Annotated in this window: 24 protein-coding genes and 1 pseudogene; 24 read left to right on the top strand and 1 reads right to left on the bottom strand. The window is 55.6% G+C overall.

The features are described from left to right. The first annotated feature begins 3 nt into the window (after positions 1 to 3). The 7 genes from D3H35_RS02040 (at position 4) to D3H35_RS02010 (ending at position 6,646) form a co-directional block, all read left to right on the top strand. Positions 4 to 2,061: an ABC transporter ATP-binding protein gene (locus tag D3H35_RS02040; protein WP_119147551.1), complete on the top strand. Its 2,058-nt coding sequence runs from the start codon at positions 4 to 6 to the stop codon at positions 2,059 to 2,061. A 41-nt stretch (positions 2,062 to 2,102) separates the two neighbouring features. After that, complete coding sequence (locus tag D3H35_RS02035) at positions 2,103 to 2,957, top strand: CoA transferase subunit A (RefSeq protein ID WP_158593903.1); 855 nt, start codon at positions 2,103 to 2,105, stop codon at positions 2,955 to 2,957. A 14-nt stretch (positions 2,958 to 2,971) separates the two neighbouring features. Further along, positions 2,972 to 3,691 (top strand): CoA-transferase, encoded by a 720-nt coding sequence (locus D3H35_RS02030; protein WP_119147549.1) that lies wholly within the window; start codon positions 2,972 to 2,974, stop codon positions 3,689 to 3,691. A 25-nt stretch (positions 3,692 to 3,716) separates the two neighbouring features. Then, on the top strand, positions 3,717 to 4,304 hold the full coding sequence (locus tag D3H35_RS02025) for a cysteine dioxygenase family protein (RefSeq protein WP_119147548.1): 588 nt from the start codon (positions 3,717 to 3,719) through the stop codon (positions 4,302 to 4,304). A gap of 42 nt (positions 4,305 to 4,346) precedes the next feature. After that, entirely contained in the window at positions 4,347 to 5,528 is a 1,182-nt protein-coding gene (locus tag D3H35_RS02020; RefSeq protein WP_119147547.1) for a CaiB/BaiF CoA transferase family protein, read from the top strand. A 1-nt stretch (position 5,529) separates the two neighbouring features. Beyond that, entirely contained in the window at positions 5,530 to 6,009 is a 480-nt protein-coding gene (locus D3H35_RS02015; protein WP_119147546.1) for a DinB family protein, read from the top strand. 202 nt (positions 6,010 to 6,211) lie between these two features. Further along, a complete protein-coding gene (locus tag D3H35_RS02010; RefSeq protein WP_119147545.1) occupies positions 6,212 to 6,646 on the top strand; it encodes a Fur family transcriptional regulator in 435 nt (144 codons plus the stop codon). A 34-nt stretch (positions 6,647 to 6,680) separates the two neighbouring features. Here the strand turns inward: D3H35_RS02010 and D3H35_RS02005 are convergent, their stop codons facing one another. Then, positions 6,681 to 7,229, bottom strand: coding sequence for a hypothetical protein (locus tag D3H35_RS02005; protein ID WP_119147544.1), 549 nt, complete (start codon positions 7,227 to 7,229; stop codon positions 6,681 to 6,683). A gap of 212 nt (positions 7,230 to 7,441) precedes the next feature. On the opposite strand from D3H35_RS02005, the gene D3H35_RS02000 reads away from it, so the two are divergent. From D3H35_RS02000 to D3H35_RS01920, 17 genes and pseudogenes are all read left to right on the top strand, one after another. Continuing rightward, positions 7,442 to 7,855: a cupredoxin domain-containing protein gene (locus D3H35_RS02000; RefSeq protein ID WP_119147543.1), complete on the top strand. Its 414-nt coding sequence runs from the start codon at positions 7,442 to 7,444 to the stop codon at positions 7,853 to 7,855. A gap of 61 nt (positions 7,856 to 7,916) precedes the next feature. Beyond that, positions 7,917 to 8,054: a cytochrome c oxidase subunit 2A gene (locus tag D3H35_RS01995; protein WP_119147542.1), complete on the top strand. Its 138-nt coding sequence runs from the start codon at positions 7,917 to 7,919 to the stop codon at positions 8,052 to 8,054. Positions 8,055 to 8,060: 6 nt separating this feature from the next. Next, complete coding sequence (locus D3H35_RS01990; RefSeq protein WP_119147541.1) at positions 8,061 to 8,531, top strand: cytochrome c oxidase subunit II; 471 nt, start codon at positions 8,061 to 8,063, stop codon at positions 8,529 to 8,531. Positions 8,532 to 8,553: 22 nt separating this feature from the next. Next, positions 8,554 to 10,222, top strand: a pseudogene (locus D3H35_RS01985) (cbb3-type cytochrome c oxidase subunit I). Positions 10,223 to 10,245: 23 nt separating this feature from the next. Then, positions 10,246 to 11,520 carry a methyl-accepting chemotaxis protein gene (locus D3H35_RS01980; protein ID WP_119147540.1) on the top strand — a complete coding sequence of 425 codons (1,275 nt, stop codon included), beginning with the start codon at positions 10,246 to 10,248 and terminating at the stop codon, positions 11,518 to 11,520. A 63-nt stretch (positions 11,521 to 11,583) separates the two neighbouring features. Beyond that, the gene (gene infC / locus D3H35_RS01975; protein ID WP_119147580.1) at positions 11,584 to 12,057 is read left to right on the top strand and encodes a translation initiation factor IF-3; all 474 of its coding nucleotides are present in this window, start codon (positions 11,584 to 11,586) and stop codon (positions 12,055 to 12,057) included. Positions 12,058 to 12,612: 555 nt separating this feature from the next. Continuing rightward, positions 12,613 to 14,028, top strand: a complete 1,416-nt coding sequence (locus D3H35_RS01970) for an extracellular solute-binding protein (protein ID WP_119147539.1) — start codon at positions 12,613 to 12,615, stop codon at positions 14,026 to 14,028. A 332-nt stretch (positions 14,029 to 14,360) separates the two neighbouring features. Then, the gene (locus D3H35_RS01965) at positions 14,361 to 15,350 is read left to right on the top strand and encodes a zinc-dependent alcohol dehydrogenase (protein WP_119147538.1); all 990 of its coding nucleotides are present in this window, start codon (positions 14,361 to 14,363) and stop codon (positions 15,348 to 15,350) included. A gap of 31 nt (positions 15,351 to 15,381) precedes the next feature. Continuing rightward, positions 15,382 to 16,332 carry an ABC transporter permease gene (locus tag D3H35_RS01960; protein WP_119147537.1) on the top strand — a complete coding sequence of 317 codons (951 nt, stop codon included), beginning with the start codon at positions 15,382 to 15,384 and terminating at the stop codon, positions 16,330 to 16,332. A gap of 24 nt (positions 16,333 to 16,356) precedes the next feature. Continuing rightward, positions 16,357 to 17,253, top strand: coding sequence for a carbohydrate ABC transporter permease (locus D3H35_RS01955; protein WP_325049987.1), 897 nt, complete (start codon positions 16,357 to 16,359; stop codon positions 17,251 to 17,253). A gap of 59 nt (positions 17,254 to 17,312) precedes the next feature. Then, a complete protein-coding gene (locus tag D3H35_RS01950; RefSeq protein WP_119147536.1) occupies positions 17,313 to 19,031 on the top strand; it encodes a type 2 periplasmic-binding domain-containing protein in 1,719 nt (572 codons plus the stop codon). Positions 19,032 to 19,124: 93 nt separating this feature from the next. Further along, positions 19,125 to 19,880 carry a hypothetical protein gene (locus D3H35_RS01945; RefSeq protein ID WP_119147535.1) on the top strand — a complete coding sequence of 252 codons (756 nt, stop codon included), beginning with the start codon at positions 19,125 to 19,127 and terminating at the stop codon, positions 19,878 to 19,880. 29 nt (positions 19,881 to 19,909) lie between these two features. Then, positions 19,910 to 21,214: a hypothetical protein gene (locus D3H35_RS01940; RefSeq protein ID WP_119147534.1), complete on the top strand. Its 1,305-nt coding sequence runs from the start codon at positions 19,910 to 19,912 to the stop codon at positions 21,212 to 21,214. After that, positions 21,211 to 22,215, top strand: a complete 1,005-nt coding sequence (locus D3H35_RS01935) for a Gfo/Idh/MocA family protein (RefSeq protein WP_233567710.1) — start codon at positions 21,211 to 21,213, stop codon at positions 22,213 to 22,215. Before D3H35_RS01940 ends, D3H35_RS01935 begins: the two co-directional genes overlap by 4 nt. Beyond that, positions 22,212 to 23,219 (top strand): Gfo/Idh/MocA family protein, encoded by a 1,008-nt coding sequence (locus tag D3H35_RS01930; RefSeq protein WP_119147533.1) that lies wholly within the window; start codon positions 22,212 to 22,214, stop codon positions 23,217 to 23,219. The genes D3H35_RS01935 and D3H35_RS01930 overlap by 4 nt, the downstream gene beginning before the upstream one ends. Before the next feature lie 23 nt (positions 23,220 to 23,242). Next, on the top strand, positions 23,243 to 23,899 hold the full coding sequence (locus tag D3H35_RS01925) for an RraA family protein (protein WP_119147532.1): 657 nt from the start codon (positions 23,243 to 23,245) through the stop codon (positions 23,897 to 23,899). A 39-nt stretch (positions 23,900 to 23,938) separates the two neighbouring features. After that, on the top strand, positions 23,939 to 24,700 hold the full coding sequence (locus D3H35_RS01920) for an SDR family NAD(P)-dependent oxidoreductase (protein WP_119147531.1): 762 nt from the start codon (positions 23,939 to 23,941) through the stop codon (positions 24,698 to 24,700). Positions 24,701 to 25,273: the final 573 nt, after the last annotated feature.

The raw sequence follows: 25,273 nt of genomic DNA, 5'->3' as shown, positions 1-25,273 counted from the left end.
ACAATGAACGCATTACCCGACAAGTCCGCGACGCCCTTGCTCGATATGAAGGAGCTGTCCGTCGAGTTCAAGAACAAGAACGGCGGAAGCTTGCAGGTCGTCGACAAGATCGGCTTGCAGATCGGCAGCGGAGAAATCGTCTGTCTGATCGGCGAATCCGGCAGCGGCAAGACGATCGCTTCGCTGTCCGTTATGCGCTTGATCGATTACGACAACGGACGGATTACCCATGGCGATGTGCTGCTGGACGGGCAGAGCTTGGTCGGCTTATCCCAACGGGAAATCAGCGAGCTGCGGGGAAAAAAGGTAGCGATGGTTTTTCAGGAGCCGATGACTGCGCTCGATCCCGTCTTTACGATCGGGTATCAAATTACGGAAGTTATCCGGAGGCACAAAAGGACGAGCAAAGCGAAAGCGAAGGAAGAAGCGATTTCTCTGCTGCGCAAGGTCGGCATTCCCGATCCGGAGCTTCGAATGAAGCAGCATCCGAACGAATTGTCCGGCGGAATGCGGCAGAGAGTCATGATCGCGATTGCCCTTGCCTGCGGACCCGAGCTGCTCATCGCGGATGAACCGACGACGGCGCTCGACGTTACGATCCAAGCTCAAATATTGAATTTATTGCGCGAGCTTCGGGACGAGTACAACATGTCGATTTTGCTCATTACGCACGATCTGGGAATCGCGGCGGAAATCGCCGACCGAATCGCAGTCATGTACACGGGGAAAATCGTCGAGCAATCGACGACGCGGGAGCTGTTCGAGCGCCCTTATCATCCTTATACGGAAGGGCTGCTCCGTTCGATCGTCACGCTGGACAATGACCGCGATTCTCCTCTGTATTCGATCGAAGGAACGATTCCGAGCCTTTCGGACTTGCCGTCTGGCTGCCGTTTTCATCCGCGCTGCCCATACGCGACGGAGCGCTGCGCGGAGAGCGAGCCTCCGCTCGTCGAACGGGACGGCCGGGAGGTCGCCTGCTGGCACTCGGATCAGGTTATTGGGAACGCCGAGGCTGCGGCTTCCATCGGCATCGTCGTCACGGAGCGGAGCGAGGAGCCTGAGTCGGTGAACCGAGTCAACGAACCGTCAGGCGAAGCGCTGCTGGAGGTTCGGTCGCTCAAGAAATATTTTCCGCTGGCTGGCGGGGGCCTGCTGCCGGGAAGCAGGCGATACGTTCGGGCCGTAGACGGCGTGTCGTTCGAAATCCGCAAGGGAGAGACGCTTGGCCTTGTCGGCGAATCCGGGTGCGGCAAGTCGACTCTCGGACGAGTGCTGTTGAATCTGGAAAAGGCGACGGACGGAGAAATCCGTTACGAAGGGGAGGATTTGCTTAATCCGAGGTTTCGGAATTGGAAGGCTATGCGCCGGGAGATGCAGATCGTATTCCAGGATCCTTATGGTTCGATCGATCCCAGATGGAAAGTCGGCGATATTATCGGAGAGCCGTTCTGGGTACACGAATCCTTGCGGGGAAGAGCGAAGCGGGAAAAGGTCGAAGAAGTTATGCAACTGGTCGGGTTGAACCCGGCTTGGTACGATCGTCATCCGCACGAGTTTTCCGGCGGTCAGCGGCAGCGAATAGGCATTGCCCGCGCTATCGCGCTGCACCCGAAGTTCATCGTCGCGGACGAAGCCGTATCGGCGCTGGACGTGTCTGTGCAATCCCAGGTCATCAATCTCATGCAGAATTTGCAGCGCCGTTTGGGTCTTACTTATTTGTTTATCGGGCACGGCTTGAATATCGTTCGGCACATCTCGGATCGAATCGGCGTGATGTATCTCGGCAAGCTGGTCGAAGTCGCTCCTGCGGACGAATTGTTCCGGCATCCCGCCCATCCTTACACTTTTGCGCTAATATCGGCCATACCGGTTCCCGATCCGAGCCGTAAGAAAGCGTTCGTTCCGATTCAAGGAGAAATGCCGTCGCCTTCGGCTCCTCCGTCCGGCTGCCGATTTCATACCCGCTGCCCTGCGGCATCGGCGAGGTGCCGGTCCGAAGAGCCCGATCTGCGCCAAGTCGGCCCCGATCATTGGGCCGCTTGTCATGAACCGTTATGAACGGCCGGGATGAAGACGGCGCGGGAAAGGAAGATTTTCGAGTGAAGAATCGCGGTTTTTCTTCCAAGTTCGTCTCCATGGAAGAAGCGGCAAAGCTCGTGGAAGACAGCGCCGAGCTGGCGATGACCGGGCATATGGAGATGTCTCCGATGTCGTTCATCCGGGAACTGATCCGCTCGGGCAAGCGAAGTTTGAAGCTTGTATGCGTGGGCTCGGCCGCTATCAACGCCGATCTTCTAATCGGGGCGGGAGCAGTCGAGCGAGTGGAATATTCCCAGATTACGCTTGGGGAGCATGGACTGGCTCCGCATTTTCGCCGAGCGTTCGAGACGGGGCGGATTTCAGGTCTTGAGCATGCTTGCCCGACGATGGCTGCCGCGCTGCAGGCTGGGGCTTCGGGAATTCCGTTCATGCCGGTGCGCGGGCTGATCGGAACGGATTATATGAACGTTCGGGACGATTTCCGGGCGATAACGAATCCATTCGACGAGAAAGAGACGATTGCCGTCGTTCCGGCGCTGCGTCCGGACGTTGCCGTCTTCCACGCATTCCAGGCGGACGTCGACGGGAACGTGCTGGCGAGCTCGTCGCAGAACAACCGGCTTTTGGCGCAAGCGGCCAAACGAACGATCGTCACCGTCGAAGAAGTCGTCGGTAGAGGCGAGCTGAGCCTAGGCTCGGGGTCCTTCATTCCATCTCTTTATTTGTCCGCTGTCGTACATGCGCCAAACGGAGCTTATCCGACGGGCTGTCCCGGCTATTATGCGCAGGACGCCGCTTATGTTCGCGACTACGCGGCAGCTTCGAAATCGGAGCAAGCTTTTGAAAGCTATTTATCGAAAATGGTTCGCGATCCGGGAAATCGGGACGCGATTGGGACGGCCGTCCCGTCATAGGAGCTGTAAGGGATATGATTTCCGCATCGGAACTTTATTTGATATGCTCGCTTGCCAGAGAGCTGCGCGACGGAGAGGCGATTGCCGTAGGCAACCATTCGCCGATTCCCGCAGCCGCCGCTTTGTTGGCGAAAGAGCTGCATGCGCCGAACGCATCGGTCTATATTCTGGGGCAGCCGGATTGGCCGTTCGAAGGGACGAAGGAGTTTTTCGACTGGATGCAGCGCGGCGGGGCGGATGTTTTCTTTTTGAGCGGCGCCCAGATCGACCGTTACGGCAACATCAATCTGCAAGCCATCGGCGATTACCGCACGCCCAAAGTTCGTTTGCCCGGAGGAGCCGGAGCTGCCGTCGTCTACTCGGTTTGCCGCCGTATTCTATTGTTCAAGACGGAGCATTCCGTCAAAGGATTTCCGGACGAGCTCGATTTTCGGACCGCCGCTTCGAGGTCGGGGCCGGGGGTGTTTCGCAGAGGGAGTCTGGCAGGGGTGTTCACTCCGTTGGGCACGCTTCGTCCCGCCGGGACGGACGGCGCGCTGAAGCTGTCGAGCGTCGCTCAGGGAGTCAGCCCGGAAACCGTTCGGGCGAACACAGGCTTCGAGCTGCAGGCGGAAGCGGAAGTAAGCGAGACGGCGTCGCCGACGAACGAGGAACGCCGCGTGTTGCGGGAGGTTGTCCGCGAGCGGCTGCGATTGATTTACCCCGAATACGCCGCAAGCTTGACCGGTTTTTGACTAGAGGCAAGAGGAGGAGAAAGGATTGGGCGAACGGTACGATTGGAAACGGTTGGAGAGCAGCATTGCCGGAATTGTAAGCGAAGAGACGGACTACCGCGCCATTATTGATAAAGTGAGGCCGCTGCTGCAGGAGCTGCTGACGGACGATCAACTGCTGCCGGAGCATTACCGGAAGCCTCTGCCGAACAAATACGCCCAGTATTTGCTGTATCGGCCGGAGAACGAAGCTTTCTCCGTGATCGCTTTTGTATGGGGGCCCGGCCAGACAGCGCCCGTGCACGATCATCTCGTATGGGGGCTCGTCGGCATCTACCGGGGCTCCGTCATCGAAAAGAGGTATCGCAGATTCGATGTCGGAGAAGACGGTCAACCGCAATATGCCATTAAAGAGATAGCCGAGGTTAGGGCGGATCAAGGAGATATTACCTTCGTCTATCCGCCGGATCACGATATTCACGGAGTGTCCAATCCTTTTGACGAGATCGCCGTAACGGTGCATATTTACGGCACCGATATCGGCAAGCAGCTTCGCCATATTCATGATGTGGCAACCGGACAATCGAGGGACGTCGTGACCCGTCACGATAACGAAGCGCCGGTCTACGGTTGAATCCGCATTGGACGACACCCTATCGCAGAGAGGAAATAAATCATGTCTGATCAGAGCCGAGGACCCTTATCGGGACTCAGAGTGTTGGAATTCGGTCAAATCGCCGCCGGGCCTTTTGCCGGCCAGCTGTTCGCCGATTTGGGAGCCGATGTCGTGAAGGTCGAGCGTCCGGACGGCGGAGACGGGATGAGGGAGTGGCCTCCCTTCTTCACGAACGAAGAAGAAGAAGATGAAGAAGCGTTCAGCGCCAATTTCAGCTCGTTGAATCGGAACAAGCGTAGCATCGAGGTCGATTTCAAATCGCCGGAGCAGGTGGATCGCCTTCGAAAGTTGAGCGCTAAAGCCGATGTGATCGTGGAAAATTTCAGGCCCGGCGTGCTGCGAAAATTCGGACTCGATTACGAGACGCTCGCTAAGGAAAATCCAAAGCTCGTATACGCTTCGATATCGGGGTACGGCCAGAAAGGTCCCTATTCGCAAAAAGGGGCATTCGACGTCACGATCCAAGCTATAAGCGGACTGATGAGCGTCACGGGCGAAGAGGGCGGCGCGCCGGTGAAAAGCGGCGTTCCGGTAGCCGATTTCGCGGCTGGGTTGTACGCTGCTTTTACGGTAGTAGCCGCTGTGTACGAAGCTTCCCGATCCGGTAAAGGCGCCTATGTGGACACCTCCATGCTGGCAAGCGCGCTTGGAATTTCGGCGCTCCAGACGAGCGAATATTACGGCAATTCAGTCGCTCCCAAGCGGCTTGGCAGCGCTCATCCCCGCAATGCTCCGTACCAAGGCTTCGAAGCGAGCGACAAACCGTTCGTCATCGCCGCAGGCAACGACAAGCTATGGAGGGAAGTCGCAGATGCGATCGGACAGGCAGAGCTGGCAGGCGATCCCCGGTTTGCGAATCAGAGCTTGCGGGCGCGCCATCAGAAGGAGCTGGCCAACTTGCTGCAAGCCGAGTTCTCTCGCCGCACTTCCGCCGAATGGCTCGCCGAATTCGACCGGAGAGGAGTGCCGTGCGCTCCTATTAACGACTATGAGGACATTTTGCGAGATCCCGCGGTTGCCGAATCCGGCCTGCTTCATAAGCTGCCGCTTCCTAACGGAACGGCCACGACGACGGTCGGTTATCCGGTCAAGCTGTCGGGCTTCGATTTTCAAGTTTACAGATCGCCTCCGTTGCGGGGGCAGCATAACGGACAACTATACGAAGATTGGGGAGTAGAGTAACGTGAGTGAAACTTTGTTGCGTTCGTTCGCGGATTATAAGGCAACATCGGAATGGATTCGAAGCAGCGTAGAAGGACTGACGGACGAACAGCTAAGCTGGAAGCCGTCTCCCGACAAATGGAGCGTTAAGGAAGTGGTTGCGCATCTGGTCGATTCTAGCCTCGTCCATTCGGTGCGCATCCGCAAAATCGTGGCCGAGCCGAACCCGTCTTTCGTGCTGTACGATCAAGACGCATGGGTTTCGACAGCCAAGTCGAACGAGGAATCGATCGATAGGCTGCTGAGCGCGCTGGATTCGATTTTGGCTTATAATGTCCTGTACTACGGGCGATTGTCCGAGGCGGATTGGAATCGGATCGGCTTGAACGAAGGGAAAGAGGTTCCTCTATACGAATTGTTCGAAAGCTTCGTCCGGCATTCGAGAACGCATCTCGCTCAGATCGAGCGGACGAAGGCGGCGCGAATTGCGGCGGAGGGGTAGCAACAGCTTTGCGGATAGAGCAGCAAGGCGTGGAGAATGAGCGAGGAAACAGCCGAGGATTACGCAATCGGCTGTTTTTCTGTTGTGCGCCGAGAGTCATTGAAGCGCATGCGGGCGATGGACGATAAGGAGAAATTTTGTTAAAGTAATAAAATATGCGTATGTAATCATGCGTTACTGCCAGGAAAGGGCGGGAAATAGAATGTCCCACAGCCACACGGTTCAGGAAATGCTCGCCGTCATGACCAGGAACGGCTGGAGAATAACCGATCAACGCCGAACACTGGTTCAAATATTCGCCGATCACGACGGATACTTGTCCCCGAAAGACGTCTACGATCAAATGTGCGTCAAATACCCGAGCGTCAGCTTCGACACAGTGTATCGCAACCTCCGTATGCTGAGCGAAATGGGCGTTTTGGAGCAGTTTTATTTCATGGAGGGCGGTCTCAAGTTCAGAGGCAGCTGCGTGGATCATCATCACCACCACCTCATTTGCGTTAATTGCGAGAAGACGCTGACGTTCGACTATTGCCCGATGGAGCAGCAGATGAATTTGCCGGGCCAATATAAGATTCTCAGCCATCGATTCGAAGTATACGGCATTTGCGAAAGCTGCCAGGTCCAATCCCAGTAAGCCGCGAGGACTATCCTTTGCGGCTTTTTTTATTCTAGGCGGTATGCCGAGCCGGAATTGTGCCGTAAAGTAACACAACACCGCCGGTGAGTCCGTCCTCCGCCTGAATTGTGACTGAAAGCATCACAACACCGCCGAACGAGTCGTCCTCCGCTAGAATTGTGACTGAAAGCATCACAACACCGCCGCCGAGTCCGTCCTCCGCCGGAATTGTGACTGAAAGCATCACAACACCGCCGGTGAGTCCGTCCTTCGCCTGAATTGTGCCGCAAAGCGTCACAACACCGCCGAACGAGCCATCCTTCCCTAGAATTGTGACTGAAAGCAACACAACACCGCCGGTGAGTTCGTCCTCCGCCTGAATTGTGCCGCAAAGTAACACAACACCGCTGAACGAGCCGTCCTCCGCCGGAATTGTGCCGCAAAGCATCACAACACCGCCGAACGAGCTGTCCTCCGCTAGAATTGTGACTGAAAGCATCACAACACCGCCGAACGAGCCGTCCTCCGCTAGAATTGTGACTGAAAGCATCACAACACCGCCGACGAGTCCGTCCTCCGCCAGAATTGTGCCGCAAAGCATCACAACCCTGCCGAACCAACCCGCTCTTCACCTCAATATCGCTCCCCCAGCGCAGTACGTTCCTCACATAACCGCTTTCCAAGTGACAATTTTGTTATAAGTTTGTGTCCGAAAAGTTCAAATTCCTTGTGACAGAAGTCACAGTGGCGCCAACCTTTCGCCGTTAAGATGGGATCAGAAGGTCATTCCCAACTTAATTGGAGGAAAAGAAAATGAAAAAGTGGGTTGCAGGTTTAAGTTTTGTTTTGGCGACGGTACTCGTTCTGTCCGCGTGCGGCAAATCGGATAATGCAAACGAACAATCGGCCCAACCGACACCGTCGGCGTCCACGCCCGCCAATACCGATGCGGCAGCAGCCGGAGCGGTGAAGGAGTTCACCCTAAACGCCAAAAACTTCGAATTCGACACGACGGAAATCAAAGTGTCCAAGGGCGACACCGTCAAAATCACGCTCAAAAATTCGCAGGGCAACCACGCCGTCAAAATCAGCGGCTACGATCAGGAAATCAAAAACGGCGAAACCATCTCGTTCGTCGCCGACAAAACCGGACAATTCGACTTCTTGTGCTCGATCATGTGCGGAGCCGGACATACGAAAATGACCGGTAAATTAATCGTCGAGTGAGCAAGAATCGAGCCGCCTGCTCAAGATGAAGATCACTAACAGGAAAAGAGGGGGATCGCGCATGAGCAAAGACCGCCTTCCGTCCGAAAACCGGGAAGAGCCGTCGTTGAAGGGAACTTTCGTATCCGTCCTTCTGCTTGCCGGTTTCATAGTCGTTACTTGGTTGGCTGTATTTTTCTTATTCGTATCGAGGGGGTAGACGACATTGCACATCCATCGGCTGGAAAAAATATGGCTTATCGTCGGCGTTTCCATGCTTATCGTGTTTCTCGGCGTCATTGGGGTAGGCGCGTTCGCGATGGGAATGCAGCCTCCGTCCGGCCATCAGCATAAGATCGATCCCGACAAAGTAAGCGAGACGGCGCCCTTCGACAAGCCCGGCTTGGAAAAAATCGGCGACAACGAATACAACGCCGTCATGGTCGCTTACACCTTCGGCTTCAACCAGGAGAAGATGGAAGTTCCCGCGGGGGCGACCGTTCATTTTCAAATATCGAGCAGCGACGTCGTCCACGGCTTCGAAATTCCGGGCACGAACGTCAACATGATGGTCGTCCCCGGCGAAGTGAACCATCTGACCTACACGTTTACGAAGCCGGGCGAGTATTTGATTCTGTGCAACGAATATTGCGGAATCGGACACGAATACATGTCGACCACGTTAATCGTGAAGTAGAAAGAGAGAGGATGATCCGATGATGGCCACGAATGCTAGCGGGACGAAGGCGATCGAGCCTTCGTTCGACCGGAACGATTCGGCGCTCGTGCTGGCGCATATTTTCTTCGCGTTCGGAGCGCTGCTTCTGGGAGGCATAGCCGGCGTGCTCCAAGGACTCGTTCGAGGCGGCATGATTACGCTGCCCGCCGGAATCGGCTATTACCAGTTGCTCACCGCTCACGGCGTTTTGATGGCGCTTATTTTCACCACTTATTTTATAATCGGCTTCTTATATTCGGGTGTGTCGAAGTCGCTCGGAGGTAAGCTTCTGCCGCATACTCTCAAGATGGGCTGGATCGGATTTTGGCTTATGTCGCTCGGAACGGTTATCGCTACCGTCGTGATTTTGCTGAATCAAGCGACCGTGCTCTATACGTTCTACGCTCCGATGAAAGCTTCGCCCTATTTCTATATTGCTCTGGCGCTTATCGTGTTCGGCAGCTGGGTTAGCGGGTTCGGTATTTTCGGTCAATATCGGCATTGGAAAAAACGAACGAAGATAAGCTGTCGCCGCTGTTCGCATTCATGGCCGTCGTAACGATGCTCATGTGGCTGATTGCGACGATTGGAGTGGCGGCGACGGTGCTTGTGCAATTCATTCCGTGGTCGTTCGGCTGGGTCGACACGATCGACGTTATGATCAGCCGCACGCTGTTCTGGTATTTCGGTCATCCGCTCGTCTATTTTTGGCTGCTGCCGACATATATTTGCTGGTATGTCATCATTCCGAAGATCATCGGCGGGAAAATATTCAGCGACGCATTGGCGAGACTTTCGTTTCTACTGTTGCTGCTCTTCTCTATTCCGGTGGGCTTTCACCATCAGCTTATGGAGCCGGGTATCTCGCCGGTATGGAAATACATCCAGGTTATTCTGACCTTCATGGTCGTTATTCCGTCCTTGATGACCGCCTTCTCCTTGTTCGCAACGTTCGAGACGAACGGAAGAGCGAGAGGAACGAGGGGACTGTTCGGTTGGGCAAAGGTGCTCCTTGGAAGGACGTTCGCTTCTTCGCTCCGTTCATGGGGATGCTCGTCTTCATTCCCGCCGGAGCGGGCGGCATTATTAACGCCAGCAACCAAATGAACCAAGTCGTTCATAATACGCTGTGGGTGACGGGGCATTTTCATCTGACGGTGGCGACTAGCGTGGCTCTTACTTTTTTCGGCATCACTTACTGGCTCATACCCGTCGTTACGAATCGCGTGCTGACTCCGAAAATGAACCGGCTCGGCATTTACCAGACCATTCTATGGTTGATCGGAATGTTGTTCATGTCCGGCTCCATGCATACGGTCGGCTTGCTCGGATCGCCTCGGCGCACCGCTTATACGACGTACAATGACCATCCCGATTCCGTCTTATGGATGCCGTATCACGTCGCGATGGCGATCGGAGGCATGATTCTGTTCGTAGCGGTCGTCCTCATGATTATTAATGTCATCGGTCTTGCCCGCGCGCCAAAAGGAAGCACGGAATACCCGCTGGGCGAAGTCGCCGACGCCGCGCAGCCGACGCCGAAGCTGTTCGAGCGTTGGGGAGTGTGGATCGGGCTCGTTGTCGTCCTAATCTTATTCGCGTATACGATTCCGTTCGTCGATATGCTTATGAATTCGGGCCCCGGCTCGAAGCCGTGGGTGACTTGGTAATCGACATTTTTGGAGGCAACCTCATGACACCAAAGATCGGCATAGTGAAAAAAATGGTCATCGGCATTACGGCCGCTTCGGCGGTTACTTACGGCACAAGCGCGTTTTTTCTTCTGGTGCTCAAGGATTCGTTTTCCTTTTTGCCGGGCTGGCTGTTCGTTCTTTTGACGCTTGCTTTCGGTATTTTTTGGACGGGACTTTTCGGATTTTTTGCGGCAAAATGGCTGCTTCGACCGCTGCTGGCGTTAACCCGGGCGGCTCAGGAAGCGGCAAAAGGCGATCTCGGCGTCAAAGTCGCTGCGTCTGCCTCCAATGATGAGATGCAGGCGCTCGGCGAAGCTTTCGAACGAATGCTCGGTCAATTAAGAACGATTATTGCGGGAATTCAGGACAATTCTAAGCTGACGGACGTTCATGTGAAGGAGCTCCAGGAAGCGATCGGACAGGCGGTCGGGCAAATCGAGCAGATGACGAACGAATCGGAGACGATCACGTCCGGAACGCAAATTCAAGCGGAGTCGGCGGAACGGATGCGCCAGGATGCCGAGGCGCTCTCCGAGGCTGCCGGCCGAATGAGCTCGGAGGCGGAAGCCGCGAAAGAGCGAACGAAGCATATGAATCGTGCGGCCGTTCAGAGCGAAGAGGTATTCCGCTCTCTTGTCGGGGGCATGCATCAACTGTCCGAGCTGAACCGGGACGCCATGGATGTCGTGGAGAAGCTGAACGGATACGCCAATCAGATCGGTACGATTTCGGCGGTCGTCGGCGATATTGCGGAGCAGACTCACCTGCTCGCCCTGAACGCTTCGATCGAAGCGGCCAGAGCCGGAGATGAGGGAAAAGGCTTCGACGTCGTCGCCCAAGCGGTCAAATCGCTTGCGGACGAAAGCGCCGTTGCCGTCAAAAACATTCGCGGACTGATTGGGGCCATTCAGGCGGAGGTTGGCCGCGCCGTCGTCCATATTCGCTCGCAGTCCGAAGTGTCGGAGCGGGAAGCGAAGCAAGGGGAAGCGTTCGCCGCCGCTTTTCACGAGGTTCATCAGGAAGCGGAGCAAGTGTCCGCCATCGTCGAATCGATGGCCGATCGAATGACGGCGCAAGCGCGGCAGGCGACCGAGCAGCTGGAGGAGGCTCGTCGTGTCGCCCGCGTGGCGGATCAAATCCGGAACGGAGCGCAGCTTGTGTTCTCCGCGTCCCAGGAGCAGACGGCCGTTATGCAGGAAATAGCCGCTTCGACGGACTCGCTGCGGGCCAAGTCGACGGAATTGCGCAGCAAGGCGGCGTTTTTTCTCGCTTGACCGGAGGATGGGCGGCTAGTACACTTTGACCATGAATTTACTTGCGTGGAAAGGGTGTCGACCATCTTAATCAACGAGAAGATTAAAGCGTCCGAGGTTCATCTTACCGGCTTGAACGGCGAGGATTTGGGAATCGTCCCGACGTCCGAAGCGCTCGCGATGGCCAAAAGCTTGAAGGTGGATTTAATAGCCTTATCGCTAATGAGCAGTCCTCCGCCTTGCAAGCTGATGCGCTCGGGAGCGGCCAAAGAGGAAGCACAGAAGGAAAAGAAGAAGGAACGGGAACCGAAGCTGAAGGAAGTTCGCCTCACTCCGCAAACCGAGGAGCACGATCTCGAGACGAAGCGGCAGCAGGCGGAACGGATATTGAAGTCCGGCGGCTCCGTCTTTCTCGTCATTAAGGCGCAGGGCAAGGATGGGACGAAAGCGAAGGAGCTGCTTCAGCGGCTAATCAAGGATTTGAGCTCATCGGGCAAGCCGAAGACAGGCATTCAGCTCAGCGGCAAGCAAGCGGCGGTGCAGTTGGATCCGGCGTAGCGCGGTAGGCTGGGCTGGTCGATAAAGCGCAGCGTATAAGGTCGAGTCGAGGGGATCCCGGCTCGGCCTATTTTTTTCGTTGGGTGCTCCTGCTAACGAAATAACGCGAAAAAGTCGTTCTATTGTCATTGGCTTTGTGCGCAGCGGAGGAATAAGACGACAGAATCGTTTTATTTCCTCGGTGGCTACCTTTAAAGTGACGTAGTGGCAGGAATTACGCGAAATGTTCGTCTTATTCGGCGCCAAGAGGCAGCGCAAGAGGGATATAGGACGAAAAAATCGTTCTATAGCCGGAGCTAGTAAGTGTGGTGGGAGCATATCCGCAGTTGTTCTATAGTTGGAGCCAAAAAGGAAGAGGTAGGAACATATCCGCAATTGTTCTATACCTAAGTCAATAAGCGGCCGGAACGCGTATCGGCATTCGGAAATGGGCAATCGACATTGCTCGAAAGTGCCGACCAGAGAGCTTGATGACCTGGCCATAGTTGACATTTGATGTGAAATGTCTGAAAATATGTACTGATGTCCACAGTAGATAAATAGGAGAAATCATACATGAGTTATAAATCAGACAGATCATCGTTTCAAGAAAGGCTGGATCATTTCGTCAACGTGATCCGAACGGACATCATCACGGGCATTCGTCAAGATGGAACGTACTTGCCGGCCGAAAGCTCTTTGGCCGAGCAGTTTCAATTAAGCAACAAATCGATACGCAAAGGACTCGACCAGCTTGTCGAGGAAGGGCTGATCGTCAAGATTGACCGGGTTGGCAGCATGGTGACGCCAAGGGCCAAAGAGACGATTACATTGAATTTCGGCTGCTCGATTTCGCTCACGACCGATTTTTTGATCGACGAGCTGATCGCGGAGTTCGGCCGCCTCAACCCCGGCATTCACGTCCGCCGCATATCGCTCAATCACCTCAGCTACGTTCAATCGGCCGAAGAGATGATTTCGAACGGCCTGCTGGACATCGTCGCCTTCAACAGTCCGCAATTCCAGGAGTGGACGGAGGCCGATCTTGCGCCTCTGCTTGAGGAAATCGAATCCGATCCCGAGCTTTATCCGATTACGGAAGAGGCGTTCGAATTCGATGGGGCTCTCTACGCGAAGCCCGTCTCCTTCTCGCCTGTCGTCGTCTGCTATAACAAAAGTCATTTCCGCGAGGCCGGCCTACATGAGCCGGACAGCTACTGGACCTGGAGCGATCTGCTCGCTGCCGGGGAGAAGCTGGCCAAGGCAAGAGGGCGGCACGGCATTTATTTCGTGCCCGCGTCGGAGAACCGGTATTCGGTCTTTTTGCTGCAAGGAACGGCGAATACACCAGGGGTACATCAAGCGGGCGAGGCTTTGCCTCCGAAGGCGGTCAGCGCCTTGCGGACGCTCAACGAGCTCGTCGGCAACCGCGACGTCTTCCCGAACTACTTGGCGCAGGGAAACGACGAGACGATTCGCTTGTTTATCGACGGACAGGTTTCCATTATTTTGTCCACGTATTTCAATCTGAACGAGTTCGCGCATCTGTCGTCGCTGGATTACGACATTTGCCCGCTTCCGAGCTTGCGCAAGGGGGACGCGCAAAGAACGCTGCTGCTTACGATCGGCACGGCTCTGGTCCGCCATTCCAACTCGAAGGAAGCAGCGAGAAGGTTCGTCGATTACTTGTCTTCCGCCGATGCGCAAAATTTGATCCGCGAGAGGACGGTCAGTATCCCGGCGAGAAAAAAATCGGCGGAAATGGCTGCGGAGAACGGCTTGAAGCGTCCTTCCCGCTATTCGATGTTCCGCGAAATGTTCCCTTCTTTCGCTTATCATCGCGATATCGGATTGCGAATGCAGGATTTGCGGTTGTTCACCCGATGGCTGAAGGAGCATTGGTCCGACATGCTCGACGAACCTGCTCTGCATGAAAAGCTGAAGGAGCTGCTGGCAGCCGGAAACGAAAGAGCAACGGAAAAAAAGACTTAAAGCTGCGATTAAAATGGAAAATATTGCGCATGTCCCGCAGCCCTTGCCCCGGTTATTCTGGAGCAGGGGCTTTTTCTATTTTCGGGAAAGACGACGTCCAAATTTGAAAACGCTTACAAAATGTACTAAAAAACCCTAATTGTTTTCGTTTTCTCACTAAATTAGCGGCTTCAAAAATAGAAAAGTTCGATAAAACGGTTCGTTTCGGATGATTTATGGTTGACGCTCCGTTTGTTAGCTGTATATAATCAGTACATCAGATGTACATCAAATGTACAGTAAAATGATTTACAAATGATGGATGTAAATTAGATGTAAATCAGGAGGAACGTATGAGAGCTCTCAAAAGCCGAAACGGATCTGCGGTCTTCGTCGATTTGCCGGAACCACCAATCCAACCGCAGTATGTCAAAGTCAGAATTACTTACTCATCCGTCAGTATCGGCACGGAGCTCTTAATGATTCGAACGAATCCGGAAGCTCCGTTAGGATACAGCGCGACCGGTATCGTGACGGAAGTCGGAGAGGGCGTTACTCACGTAAAGCCGGGCCAACGCGTCGCTTGCTACGGTACTCCGGCGCATCGCGAAATTATGCTCTCGCCCAAGCATTTGACCGTTCCGGTTCCGGACGGGGTATCCGACGAAGAAGCGGCTTTTTGCGGCATCGGCGCCATTGCGATTCACGCGCTTCGCCAGGCCGATCTTCGGTTCGGAGAGACGGCAATCGTCGCCGGCGCAGGCATTCTCGGCCAAATTATCGCCCGAATCGCACATGCCTCCAATTACAGAGTTATCGGCCTGGAGCCTCTCGAGGAACGCAGAGCCATGCTCGTATCGACCGGTATGACGCATGTTTGCGACAACGAGAGCAAGATGAAGGATTTGCTTGCCGACCTGACGGAAGGCAAGGGTGCGGACGCCGTGCTCGTATGCGCCAGCAACCGGAAGGAAAGCTTGATCGATACTTCGCTTCATTGGCTGCGCGACCGGGGAAAAGTCGTCATCGTCGGGGATACCGGCGGGGAATTTGACCGCGATCTGCTGTTTGCCAAAGAAGCCAGCATCCATATATCGCGAGCCGGCGGCCCCGGCCGATACGAAGCGGACTACGAGAAGCTCGGCTTCGATTATCCGATCGGCTACGTACGTTGGACCGAAGGCCGCAACGTTCAGGATTTCTTGCGAATGATACAAGAGCGGCGCATCGACGTCCAATCGCTTATCACCGATCAGGTTGCCTTCGGCGAACTGCCCGAGCTGTATACCCGTTACGAGCGCAATCCGCAAAAAATGATGGGAATCGTCGTTCGATTCGACTAAACCCGGAAGCTGACGAGGAGTGAGGGATACGATGAGCGAAGCGGCAGTGACGGCCGGCACAGGCGCCGGACGGACGAAGCCGAAATGGTCACGGACCTTTTGGCGATACCGGTGGCTGTACTTTTTCATGCTCCCAGGGATCATTTATTACATCGTTTATCATTACGTGCCGATGTTCGGCCTTGTCGTCGCCTTCCAGGATTACAACCTGATGAAGGGCATATCGGGAAGTCCATGGGTAGGTTTGGACAACTTCAGAGAAGTATTCAACTCGCCGGACTTTCCGGTCCTAATGAAGAACACGGTGCTGATCAGCCTCTACCGGATCGTATTCAATATGCTGCCGGATTTGCTGCTCGCGCTCATGCTGAATGAAATACGGGTTCGTTGGTTCAAGAAGACGATCCAGACGTTAACTTACGGGCCGCATTTTATTTCATGGATTATTGTATACGGTATCATGTTCTCCTTTTTCGCTCCGGGCTCCGGGCTCGTGACAACCTTTTTCCGCGATATGGGCTGGGGCTCGGTAGACGTTCTGACGAATTCCGACTTGTTCCGATCGCTGCTCGTGTCCACGGATATTTGGAAAAGCACGGGTTACGGCGCCATCATCTATCTCGCTGCTCTGGCGGGAATCAACGGCGAGCAGTACGAGGCGGCGGCCATGGATGGAGCGGGACGGTGGCGTCAGCTCTGGCACGTTACGCTTCCGGGGGTACGGGATGTGTTCATGCTCCTCGTTATCCTTCGATTGGGCTCCATTCTGGATGCCGGGTTCGAGCAAGTCTACATCTTCCTCAACGTGCGGGTATACGACACCGGCGATATTCTCGACACCTGGATATTCCGCCGGGGCATCGAGCAGATGGACTTCAGCGTTCCGGCCGCGGTCGGCGTATTCAAATCGGTGATCGGATTCACGCTCGTACTGGGGGCGAACAAGCTGGCCAAACGGTTCGGCGGCTCCGGTATCTGGTAACGCATAGACGCTCATCAAGCGGAGGTGGCACGAGGTGACTTATTTATTCAGAAAGTCGTTGTCCGACCGCATTACGGACATCGGGATCTATACGATTCTAACGTTGTTCGGCCTGGCAACGCTTTTCCCTATCTATTACGTATGCGTCGTATCCATCACGCCGTATTCGGAGGTGCTTCGCAACGGGGGTTCCTTCTCATTCCGAAGACGATTACTTTCGAGGCGTTCGATGCGATCTTCAGCAGCGCAACCGTTCCGAAGGCGTTGAACATTACGATCCTCATTACCGTCGTCGGAACGGCGCTTAATCTGTTCGTCACGACGCTGCTGGCGTACCCGCTGTCGAAAAAATATCTTCCCGGCCGCAATGCGGTGCTGCTCGGAATCGTGTTCACGATGCTGTTCTCCGGCGGACTCATTCCGACGTTCCTGACCGTCAAGGCGACGGGGCTGATGAACTCGATCTGGGCGCTTATTATTCCGGGACTCGTCTCCACCTTCAATATGCTGATCATGAAGACGTATTTCGAGTCGTTGCCTTCGGAAATCGAGGAAGCGGCGAAAGTAGACGGCTGCGGCGACGCGGCGACGCTTTTCAAAATCGTGCTGCCGCTGTCGATGCCGATTATTGCGACACTGGGCCTTTTCTACGGGGTCAACCATTGGAACGCGTATTTCGCCGGCATCATGTATTTGAACGACCGCGATCTGTATCCTCTGCAGGTCGTTCTGCGGAATATGATTGTCACGCCGAGCGTCAGCCAGGAGCTTGCGGTTCCGCAATCCCAGCTAAGCGCGCTGCCGCCGGAATCGATCAAGATGGCGACCGTCGTCGTAGCTATTATTCCCGTCATTGTCGTGTATCCGTTTCTGCAAAAATATTTCATCAAAGGGATGCTGCTCGGAGCCGTAAAAGGCTGAGCTCGCAGCGATCTCGGCATTGCGCAAGGAACGTTGATTACGCAAAGGGGGTATGCCGGATGGCCGTTCCGCCGCTGGCGACGGCCGCGAGACGCGAGACTTACGGAAAGCAAGGATGCAGCAGCAAGAGACAGCAAGCTCAAAACATCGTGCAGGGGGTAATGTCAATGAAACGCAGCAGCTCAGTCTTGATGGGATTGACGGCTATGGCGCTCGTCGTCTCGGCATGCAGCAACAACAACGGTGACAACGCTTCTCCATCTTCCAGCTCCAAACCGTCGGGTACGGCATCTTCCTCGCCGGCCGAGCAGAAAGTCAAGCTCAACTGGTTCGTCACCGCATCCGCGGATGCCCAGCTGCCCAAGGGCGATGCGGACTTCGTGAAGAAGATCATCGACGAAAAATTCAACGTTGACCTCGCGATCGATTACATGCCGCTCGGCAACGATTTTACGAACAAGCTGAACTCCTTGATCGCATCGAACGACATTCCCGACGTCTTCTTCGTCGACGGCATTACCTCGAACCAATATATCAAGGACGGCGTAGCGAAAGAAATGACGAACGTCGTTACTCCGGCGACCATGCCGAACTACTTCAAATATTGGATGAAGGAAGAGGATTTGCCGAAGTACCAGGTTCAAGGCAAATTCGCCCGCGCTCCGATTCCTTACGAGAAGAACTATTATCGTTCGTACTATATCCGCAAAGACTGGCTCGACACGCTGGGCCTGCAAATTCCGAAATCGTACGACGAAATGGTCGAAGTGATGAAAGCTTTCACATTCAACGATCCGGACGGCAACAAGAAGAACGACACCTACGGGTTCACGGCATATGGGAACGGTACGAACATGTCTATGGAATTTCCTACTTACGTCAAAAACGGTCTCATAGGCGACTTCGTAATCGAAGGCGACAAATTCATCGATACCCGGACGGACCTGCGCATGCAGAAGACGCTTGAAGATACGAAAGCTCTCCTCGCGCTCAAAGTCGTCGATCCGGACTGGCTGCTGAACAAGAACGGCCAGCAATTGGAGAAAGCGGAGCAAGGCAAAGCGGGCATCGTTCTCGGCTTCGGCAAAAACATCGCATTCGATAACAATGCGGAAGGCTTGCAAGCGAAAACGAAAGAAATTACGGGCAATGCCAACACCAACTGGGTCGCATTCGATCCGTTCGCGGAGACGGGGGTCTTCATCGAGCCGGTTCCGGGCAATCCGTTCTTGATCAGCTCCAAGGCGTCCGACGCCGAAGTCGCGAAGTCAACGCAAATATTGGACTGGCTGTCCGGCGAAGAAGGGTTCCTGACGACCCACTACGGTCGCGAAGGGACCGAATATACCCGCAGCGGCACGCAAATTACACTCAACCAGGACGCTATCAAAGCGAACGTAACCGACAAAGGCAATTTCCTGTCCGTGTACCAATGGTTCACGCCGATTTCCGGTCCGGAAGCGTATGGAATCGATGTTATGGATCCGAACATTACGGATCGCGACAAGGAAATCGTTAATACGATGCTGTCTTACAAAATTTTGCCGTCCGTCGGCACGAGCCTTGTCATCAAGGAAGGAATGGATCTCGGCGCGCTTCGCAAGCAAATGAACGCTCTGCAGGTCAAAATCATCTACGACGAGAAAGACGCGTCGAACTGGCCGAAGTACCGTCAAGAGCTGATGAACAAGTACGGCGCCAAAGATATTTTCACTTACTATGCGGAGCAGGTATCTGCGGCTCAAGGCAAGACGATCACATTCGATGCGGGCCAATAAACCCATCGACTCATAACGGAAGGGGCGGAGAGTCGAAGTTGTCGACTCTCCTCTCTATCTAGGGCGAGCATGGAAAATGACGGGGTGATGAGGTTGGACGTATGGAACGAAGCGGAAGATTTCGTCTTTCGCGTGCCGAACGTGCTTGCATTGAAAGCCATCCGTAAGGAGCATAGAGCTCCGGGAACCGTCGTTTGGGTTGACGGCTACCATGAAGCAGGCGATCCGGGAGGCAAGCTCGTCCGATGGTCGGAGCATAGCGTCGCAGCCGATAACGGAGGCACCGTGCATGCGCCGGAAGACGGCGGCGGGCCGGGCCGATGGCTGCTCGTTCATGAAGGAATCGGAAATTTCCGAGCATTCGGTATTTTCGGTGCGGAAAACGCGGCGGACGATGCGCTGGATGCGATGGTCAACGACGACACTATCTATCGAATAGAAGCGGGTTCCGATCTCAAGCTCGTTCGCAGGCATCGATTCGAACGAAGCGGCATCGAACTCGATTTCAACGGCTTTGCCGTATATACCGACGGAATCGAGGAGGCGGCGAGCAACGATCCGTTCTCCGCCGTCCTCCTGTTCAAGGGCTCGGAGGCGGGCATTGTCCAAACTCTTGCTCTGACGGAACGGCTGGAGGAAATGCAGGAGCTGTTCGAGGTTGCCGACTCGTCCGTTTTCCAGATTGGAGATTGGTGGATCGCCCAATCGAACCGGCTGTCCGGCAGCGCGGAGCGGGAGCTGGACAAGCTGGTCCGCGTGACGGAAATCGCGGACGCAACGCACGTTCGCTTCGATTACAAGAACGGCTGGGCGCTGTCCGCGGGAGAACGGTTACTTACAAGAAAATAAATCCGGTATCGCGGGCAACGGTCCGCAACATGACGTTCCACGGCGCGGGCGCGACGGATACGACCGGCTCGCAGCCGCTCGCTTACGAATTCGCGGTCAACTGCGATGCGGTCGGCATCGATGCATACGGCACGTTCTGGCCGGTCATTATGCGCCGTTATTGCAGCCATTACGTTACCGAGAGGTGCAAGCTGACGAATCCGACCGAGGTGATCATCGGGGGAACCGGCTATTTGACGCAGCAAATTTACTGTCTGTACGGTCATGTCCGGGACTGCTTGACGAGCAACGGGCGGCATTTGAACGATTTTACCGGCTCCGCTTATTGCTATGTGGAAAATTGCCACGCCGACGGCGACGATCTGGGAGCCTATGTGACGCACGGGCAATACGAGCACGATTTGACGTATGTCGGCAATTCGGGCCTGATGTCGTTCGGCAACAGCGGTCCGACCTGGGGCGAGAGCGCCAAGCGAATAACGGTGAAGAAGCATGTCGGCTCCTGGTTTTTGGCTTTTCGCAAAATAACCGATTTGACGCTGGAGGACGTGCACGTTTTCGTTCGCGAAGGGGTGGAAAACTCAGCTGATACCGGCTCCTTCTGGCTCAATGCGGACGGTCTTCAGATGAAGAACTGCACCGCCGAGGCGATGGTCAAGTTCATGCAGGTATCGTCGCGGTCCAAGCGGCCGAACATCATCGAAAATTGCTCGTTCACTCTGACGAAGCACCGCCGATTGTCGCACGACAACGTCGACGCGGAGCTGACTTTCCGTAACTGCGTCTTCGATGCGATCGACGGCAATAGGCTGGAAGGGAAGGGCGGCGTGAGATTCCAGCATTGCCGGCTGAACGGAGCGGGGCCTCAATCGGCGCCGATCCGGGTCGCGGGCGAGATGTTAAGCGTGCGGGGAGGGTCGATGCGCGATACCGGTTTCATGCTGATCGGCGACGGAGCCCAGCGCGTGGATGTCGGCTCCGGTGCTGTCGTCTCGGGAACGAATTCGGAGCGGGCGTTCTTTCGGCGCGATGGCTTGGACGGCGGAGCCGCCGAGTGGAGGCTGTTCGATTATACGAGCCGCGCGGAGGATTCGGTTACTCGTCATTATACGATTGGCGGGAAGAGCAACACTTATGTCGCGAACGGAGCGACCTTCGAAGGCGGCCGATTCGAGGCGGCGCTGGGTGCGTTCGAGGACGGCGGCTACATGCTGCACGCAGCGAACGTCGAGCTGGATGTCGACCGCAACGGACTGCCGGAGCAGAACGATCGGATTAAACATCTGGATGGCAACTTGATCATCGATAGCCGAAAGGAGCGAATGTCAACGTGACGAAAGTAGCGGTAGTCGGATGCGGCGGCATGGGAACGATTCATGCCGACAGGTACATGTCTATGCCCGAAGCCGAGCTTGTAGCCGTTTGCGATATTAACGAGCAAGCGGCGGCTTCGCTTGGGCGAACAACGGGAGCCCCCCATTTTACCTCGTTTCAGGAAATGCTGGAGCAAGCGAAGCCCGATGCGGTAAGCATCGCGGTGCCTACTTATTTGCATGTGCCGCTCGTTAAGCAGGCGGCGGAGAACGGCGTTCACGTCATTTGCGAAAAACCGATCGCGCTCACCTCGGAAGAAGCGGCCAAAGCGCTGCGGATATGCGAAGAGTATGGAGTTCGGCTGTTCGTCGGCCATGTTGTGCGTTTTTTTCCGCAATACGTTCAGTTGGCCGAGAAAGTGGAGTTGTTCGGCGGCGATCGCGGAGGCGTGTACCATGCGAAGCGCGCCGGAAGCCATCCGGCGCTCGTTCAGCCATGGTTCAAGGAAACCGACAAAAGCGGGGGCGTCATTCTCGATCTGATGATTCACGATATCGATTATATATTGGGAACGTTCGGCGAGGCGGTCGAAGTATACGCGTTCAATCGGGTGACGGACGATCTCGATTACGCTGCCGCTACTTTTCGCTTCCGGAACGGCACGATCGCTCAGCTCGAAGCGTTCTGGGGGTATCCGGGGCCGTTCCATACGGCGTTCGAATACGCGAGCGCCGGCGGCATCGTCCGCGCGGACAGCTCGGACGCCGAAAGCTTGCGCGTTCGCTCTGCCGCGCCGGCCGGCTCGGGCTCGGCGTTCGTCGAAACTCCGCAATCCGTCATGCTGCAGGACCCTTACTATCGCGAGCTTCGCCATTTTCTCGAATGCTTGCGATCCGGCGAGAAACCGATCGTCACGGCGCAAGACGCGCTTCTGGCGATCCGCTGGGCGGAAGCGGCGTTGAAATCGGTTCGTTCCGGCTTGCCGGAGAAGCCTTCAGAGGAGGAGGATGGACTGCGATGACCAAGCTGAAAATCGGCCTGATCAGCTTTGCGCACAGCCACGCGTTCGATTATTTGGACGGTCTGCTGCGAATGCCGAATGCCATCGTCGCCGGTATAGCCGACGATGTTCCCGAACGCTCGCAAGAGCTGGCAAGACGCCACTCGATTCCTTTTTACGCCGATTACAATCAATTGCTCGCGGACGAGACGATCGACGCCGTCGTTATTTGCTCGGAGAACGTTCGTCATGCGGAGCTTACGATAGCTTCCGCTCATGCGGGTAAGCATGTGCTGTGCGAGAAGCCGCTGGGCGTGAGCGTTAGCGAAATGGAGCGGATGATTGCGGCTTGCCGCGAAGCGGGCGTGCAGCTGATGACTGCGTTTCCGTGCCGGTTTTTGACGCCGGTCGTTCGCGCCAAGGAAGCGCTCGAACGGGGCGACATCGGAGACATCATATCGTTCAAAGCGACAAACAGAGGCTCCTTTCCGGACCCGGCCTGGTTTTCCGATCGGTCTCTGTCTGGCGGAGGGGCGGTGCTCGATCATACCGTCCATGTGATGGATCTTATGAATTGGTTCACCGGCTCTCCGGCGAAGAACGTATACGCCTATGCGGATACGCTGTTCGATCCGGAGCGGAAGCGGACGATCGACGACGCCGGCATGGTGCACGTCACCTTCGAGAACGGGGTGTTCGCCGTGCTCGATCCGAGCTGGTCGCGCAATCCCGGCTTTCCGACTTGGGGCGACGTCACGATGGATATTATCGGCACGAAAGGCGTCATCTCCATCGATGCTTTCAATCAGAAGAACAACGTATACGGACGGGCATCCGGCAAAGGCGAATGGCAGTTCTGGGGCGACGATATGAACGCGATCATGATGGAGGCGTTCGTGACGGCTCTGACGGAAGGGAAAGCTGTGCCGGTGACGGGCGAAGACGGCCTCAAATCGACGGAGGTCGCGCTGCGGGCTTACCAATCGGCTGTGCTGGGCAAGCCGGTCTCTGTCAAAGAAAACTAACTTTCAATTTGGAGGAACATCCAATGAACGATAAAGAATTGTTCGACCGAATGACGGAATCTCTCTATGCGGCGGTCATTTCCGATACTCTCGACGAGCTCGGCCACCGCAACCAGGTTATGCGCGAGAATATTAACCCAATCGATCCGAATTGGGTCTTAGCGGGACGGGCGAAGACGATTTTGTCGGTCGACGTGCATTATATTCCGGATCAGCCTTACGCCAAGGAAATCGAAGCGGTGGACAGCGTCAAGCCGGAAGATGTCGTCATCGGCTGCACGAACGAGTCAAAGCAGAACGGGCTGTGGGGAGAGCTGCTTTCGACCGCGTCGAAAGTACGCGGAGCGCGCGGCGCAATCGTGGACGGTCTCATCCGCGACACAGCCAAAATAGTGGAGCTCGGCTTCCCGGTATTCGCGACGGGCACGAAGCCGGTCGACTCCCAAGGGCGCGGAATCGTCATCGACTATGACGTTCCGGTTCTGTGCGGCGGCGTCCGAGTGAATCCGGGAGACGTCGTCTTCGGAGATCGCGACGGCATCGTCGTCATTCCGAAAGATTTGGTTGGCGAGGTGTTCGAGCGTGCGCTGGATAAAGCCACTCGCGAAAATCATACGCGGGACGAGCTGCTGGCAGGCCGCACGCTGCGTCAAGTGTATGACAAGTATGGCGTCCTGTAGGCGGAGCCGATTGAGGGGCGTCCAAGGCGGTGATCGAGCTTGAGATTGCAGGGGAAACGGGCGCTCGTTACCGGCGCGGCCAGAGGGATCGGGCTAGGAATCGCGAAGCGATTTTTGGAGGAAGGCGGCAAGGTCGTCCTTCTTGACCGAAGCGGAGACGAGCTTGGCGCTGCGATGAAGGAGCTTCGGGAATTCGGAGACCGGGTCGCGATGGAAGTATGCGATCTTCGCGATTTGAGGCAGCTGGAAGAGACGGCTATTCGTGCATTCGATCGGTTCGGAGGCATCGATATCGTTGCGAACAACGCCGGAATCGCTTTTCGGGAGTCGTTCCTGAACATTTCGGCGGACCATTGGGATGCTGTGTTCGACATTAACGTTCGCGCCGTTTTTCGGCTTGGACAGTTGGCTGCGAGGCGGATGGCCGAACAAGGAACGGGCGGCGCCATCGTCAATATGAGCTCGAAAAACGGTCTTGCGGCCAGCGGCGAGTTGGCTCATTACAACGCTTCGAAGGCGGCGGTTATTTTGCTGACCGAATCGATGGCGGTAGAGCTTGCGCCGTTAGGCATTCGCGTCAATGCGGTCGCGCCGGGCTTCGTCGATACGCCGCTCGACCGGCAGCTTCGCGAACAGTCGAATTTGCCGGCTTATTCGGAGTATACGCCGATGAAGCGAGGAGCGACGATTGAGGAAGTGGCGAACGTTTTTTTGTTCCTCGCCTCGGATGAGGCTTCGTACGTAACCGGATCGACGGTCAAAGTCGACGGCGGGCATCTCGCGAACGGTAGCGAGCTATAGCGGCGGATATCGAGCAAGTGTTGTGAGGAGGAAGCCGTTCATTGCGGCCTAAGGGGAAAGAAGGGGGAGCGAATAATGCGTTTGAACTCCGTTCGTCGAAGGGTACTTGAAGCAATCTGCCGATCCAAGTACGGCTGTTGCATCGATTAAGAGACGCCAGCTGAGCGGAGCGCTTGGCCACAGAGTTGCTGAAATAGGCAGGTTCTGGCGGGTTACAGGTGGTCGCGGCGTTAGAGTAGCTGAAATAGGCAGGTTCTGACGGGTTACAGGTGGAGGCGGCGCTAGAGAAGCTGAAATAGGCAGGTTCTGGCGGGTTACAGGTGGTCGCGGCAGTAGAGTAGCTTGAAATAGGCAGGTTCTGGCGGGTTACAGGTGGACGCAGCGTTAGAGTGGCTGAAATAGGCAGGTTTCGGCGGGTTACAGGTGGACGCGGCGCTAGAGTAGCTGAAATAGGCAGGTTCCGGCGGGTTACAGGTGGACGCGGCGTTAGAGTAGCTGAAATAGGCAGGCTCTGGCGGGTTACAGGTGGACGCAGCGTTAGAGTGGCTGAAATAGGCAGGTTCCGGCGGGTTA

Origin of the sequence: Cohnella faecalis, from assembly GCF_003570905.1 — a bacterium.
GTDB lineage: Bacteria > Bacillota > Bacilli > Paenibacillales > Paenibacillaceae > Cohnella > Cohnella faecalis.
Note: the sequence above shows the minus strand (reverse complement) of the source record. Positions and strands in the feature narration are given on the sequence as shown.

Bases quoted from the DNA above. Each gene is read 5' to 3' on its own strand.
- D3H35_RS01930 (WP_119147533.1), top strand. From the start codon at position 22,212: ATGACCAAGCTGAAAATCGGCCTGATCAGCTTTGCGCACAGCCACGCG.
- D3H35_RS02005 (WP_119147544.1), bottom strand. From the start codon at position 7,229: ATGCTTTGCGGCACAATTCTGGCGGAGGACGGACTCGTCGGCGGTGTT.
- D3H35_RS02020 (WP_119147547.1), top strand. From the start codon at position 4,347: ATGTCTGATCAGAGCCGAGGACCCTTATCGGGACTCAGAGTGTTGGAA.
- D3H35_RS01940 (WP_119147534.1), top strand. From the start codon at position 19,910: ATGACGTTCCACGGCGCGGGCGCGACGGATACGACCGGCTCGCAGCCG.
- D3H35_RS02000 (WP_119147543.1), top strand. From the start codon at position 7,442: ATGAAAAAGTGGGTTGCAGGTTTAAGTTTTGTTTTGGCGACGGTACTC.
- D3H35_RS01960 (WP_119147537.1), top strand. From the start codon at position 15,382: ATGAGCGAAGCGGCAGTGACGGCCGGCACAGGCGCCGGACGGACGAAG.
- D3H35_RS01995 (WP_119147542.1), top strand. From the start codon at position 7,917: ATGAGCAAAGACCGCCTTCCGTCCGAAAACCGGGAAGAGCCGTCGTTG.
- D3H35_RS02030 (WP_119147549.1), top strand. From the start codon at position 2,972: ATGATTTCCGCATCGGAACTTTATTTGATATGCTCGCTTGCCAGAGAG.
- D3H35_RS02010 (WP_119147545.1), top strand. From the start codon at position 6,212: ATGTCCCACAGCCACACGGTTCAGGAAATGCTCGCCGTCATGACCAGG.
- D3H35_RS01965 (WP_119147538.1), top strand. From the start codon at position 14,361: ATGAGAGCTCTCAAAAGCCGAAACGGATCTGCGGTCTTCGTCGATTTG.
- D3H35_RS02040 (WP_119147551.1), top strand. From the start codon at position 4: ATGAACGCATTACCCGACAAGTCCGCGACGCCCTTGCTCGATATGAAG.
- D3H35_RS01980 (WP_119147540.1), top strand. From the start codon at position 10,246: ATGACACCAAAGATCGGCATAGTGAAAAAAATGGTCATCGGCATTACG.
- D3H35_RS01950 (WP_119147536.1), top strand. From the start codon at position 17,313: ATGGCCGTTCCGCCGCTGGCGACGGCCGCGAGACGCGAGACTTACGGA.
- D3H35_RS01970 (WP_119147539.1), top strand. From the start codon at position 12,613: ATGAGTTATAAATCAGACAGATCATCGTTTCAAGAAAGGCTGGATCAT.
- D3H35_RS01925 (WP_119147532.1), top strand. From the start codon at position 23,243: ATGAACGATAAAGAATTGTTCGACCGAATGACGGAATCTCTCTATGCG.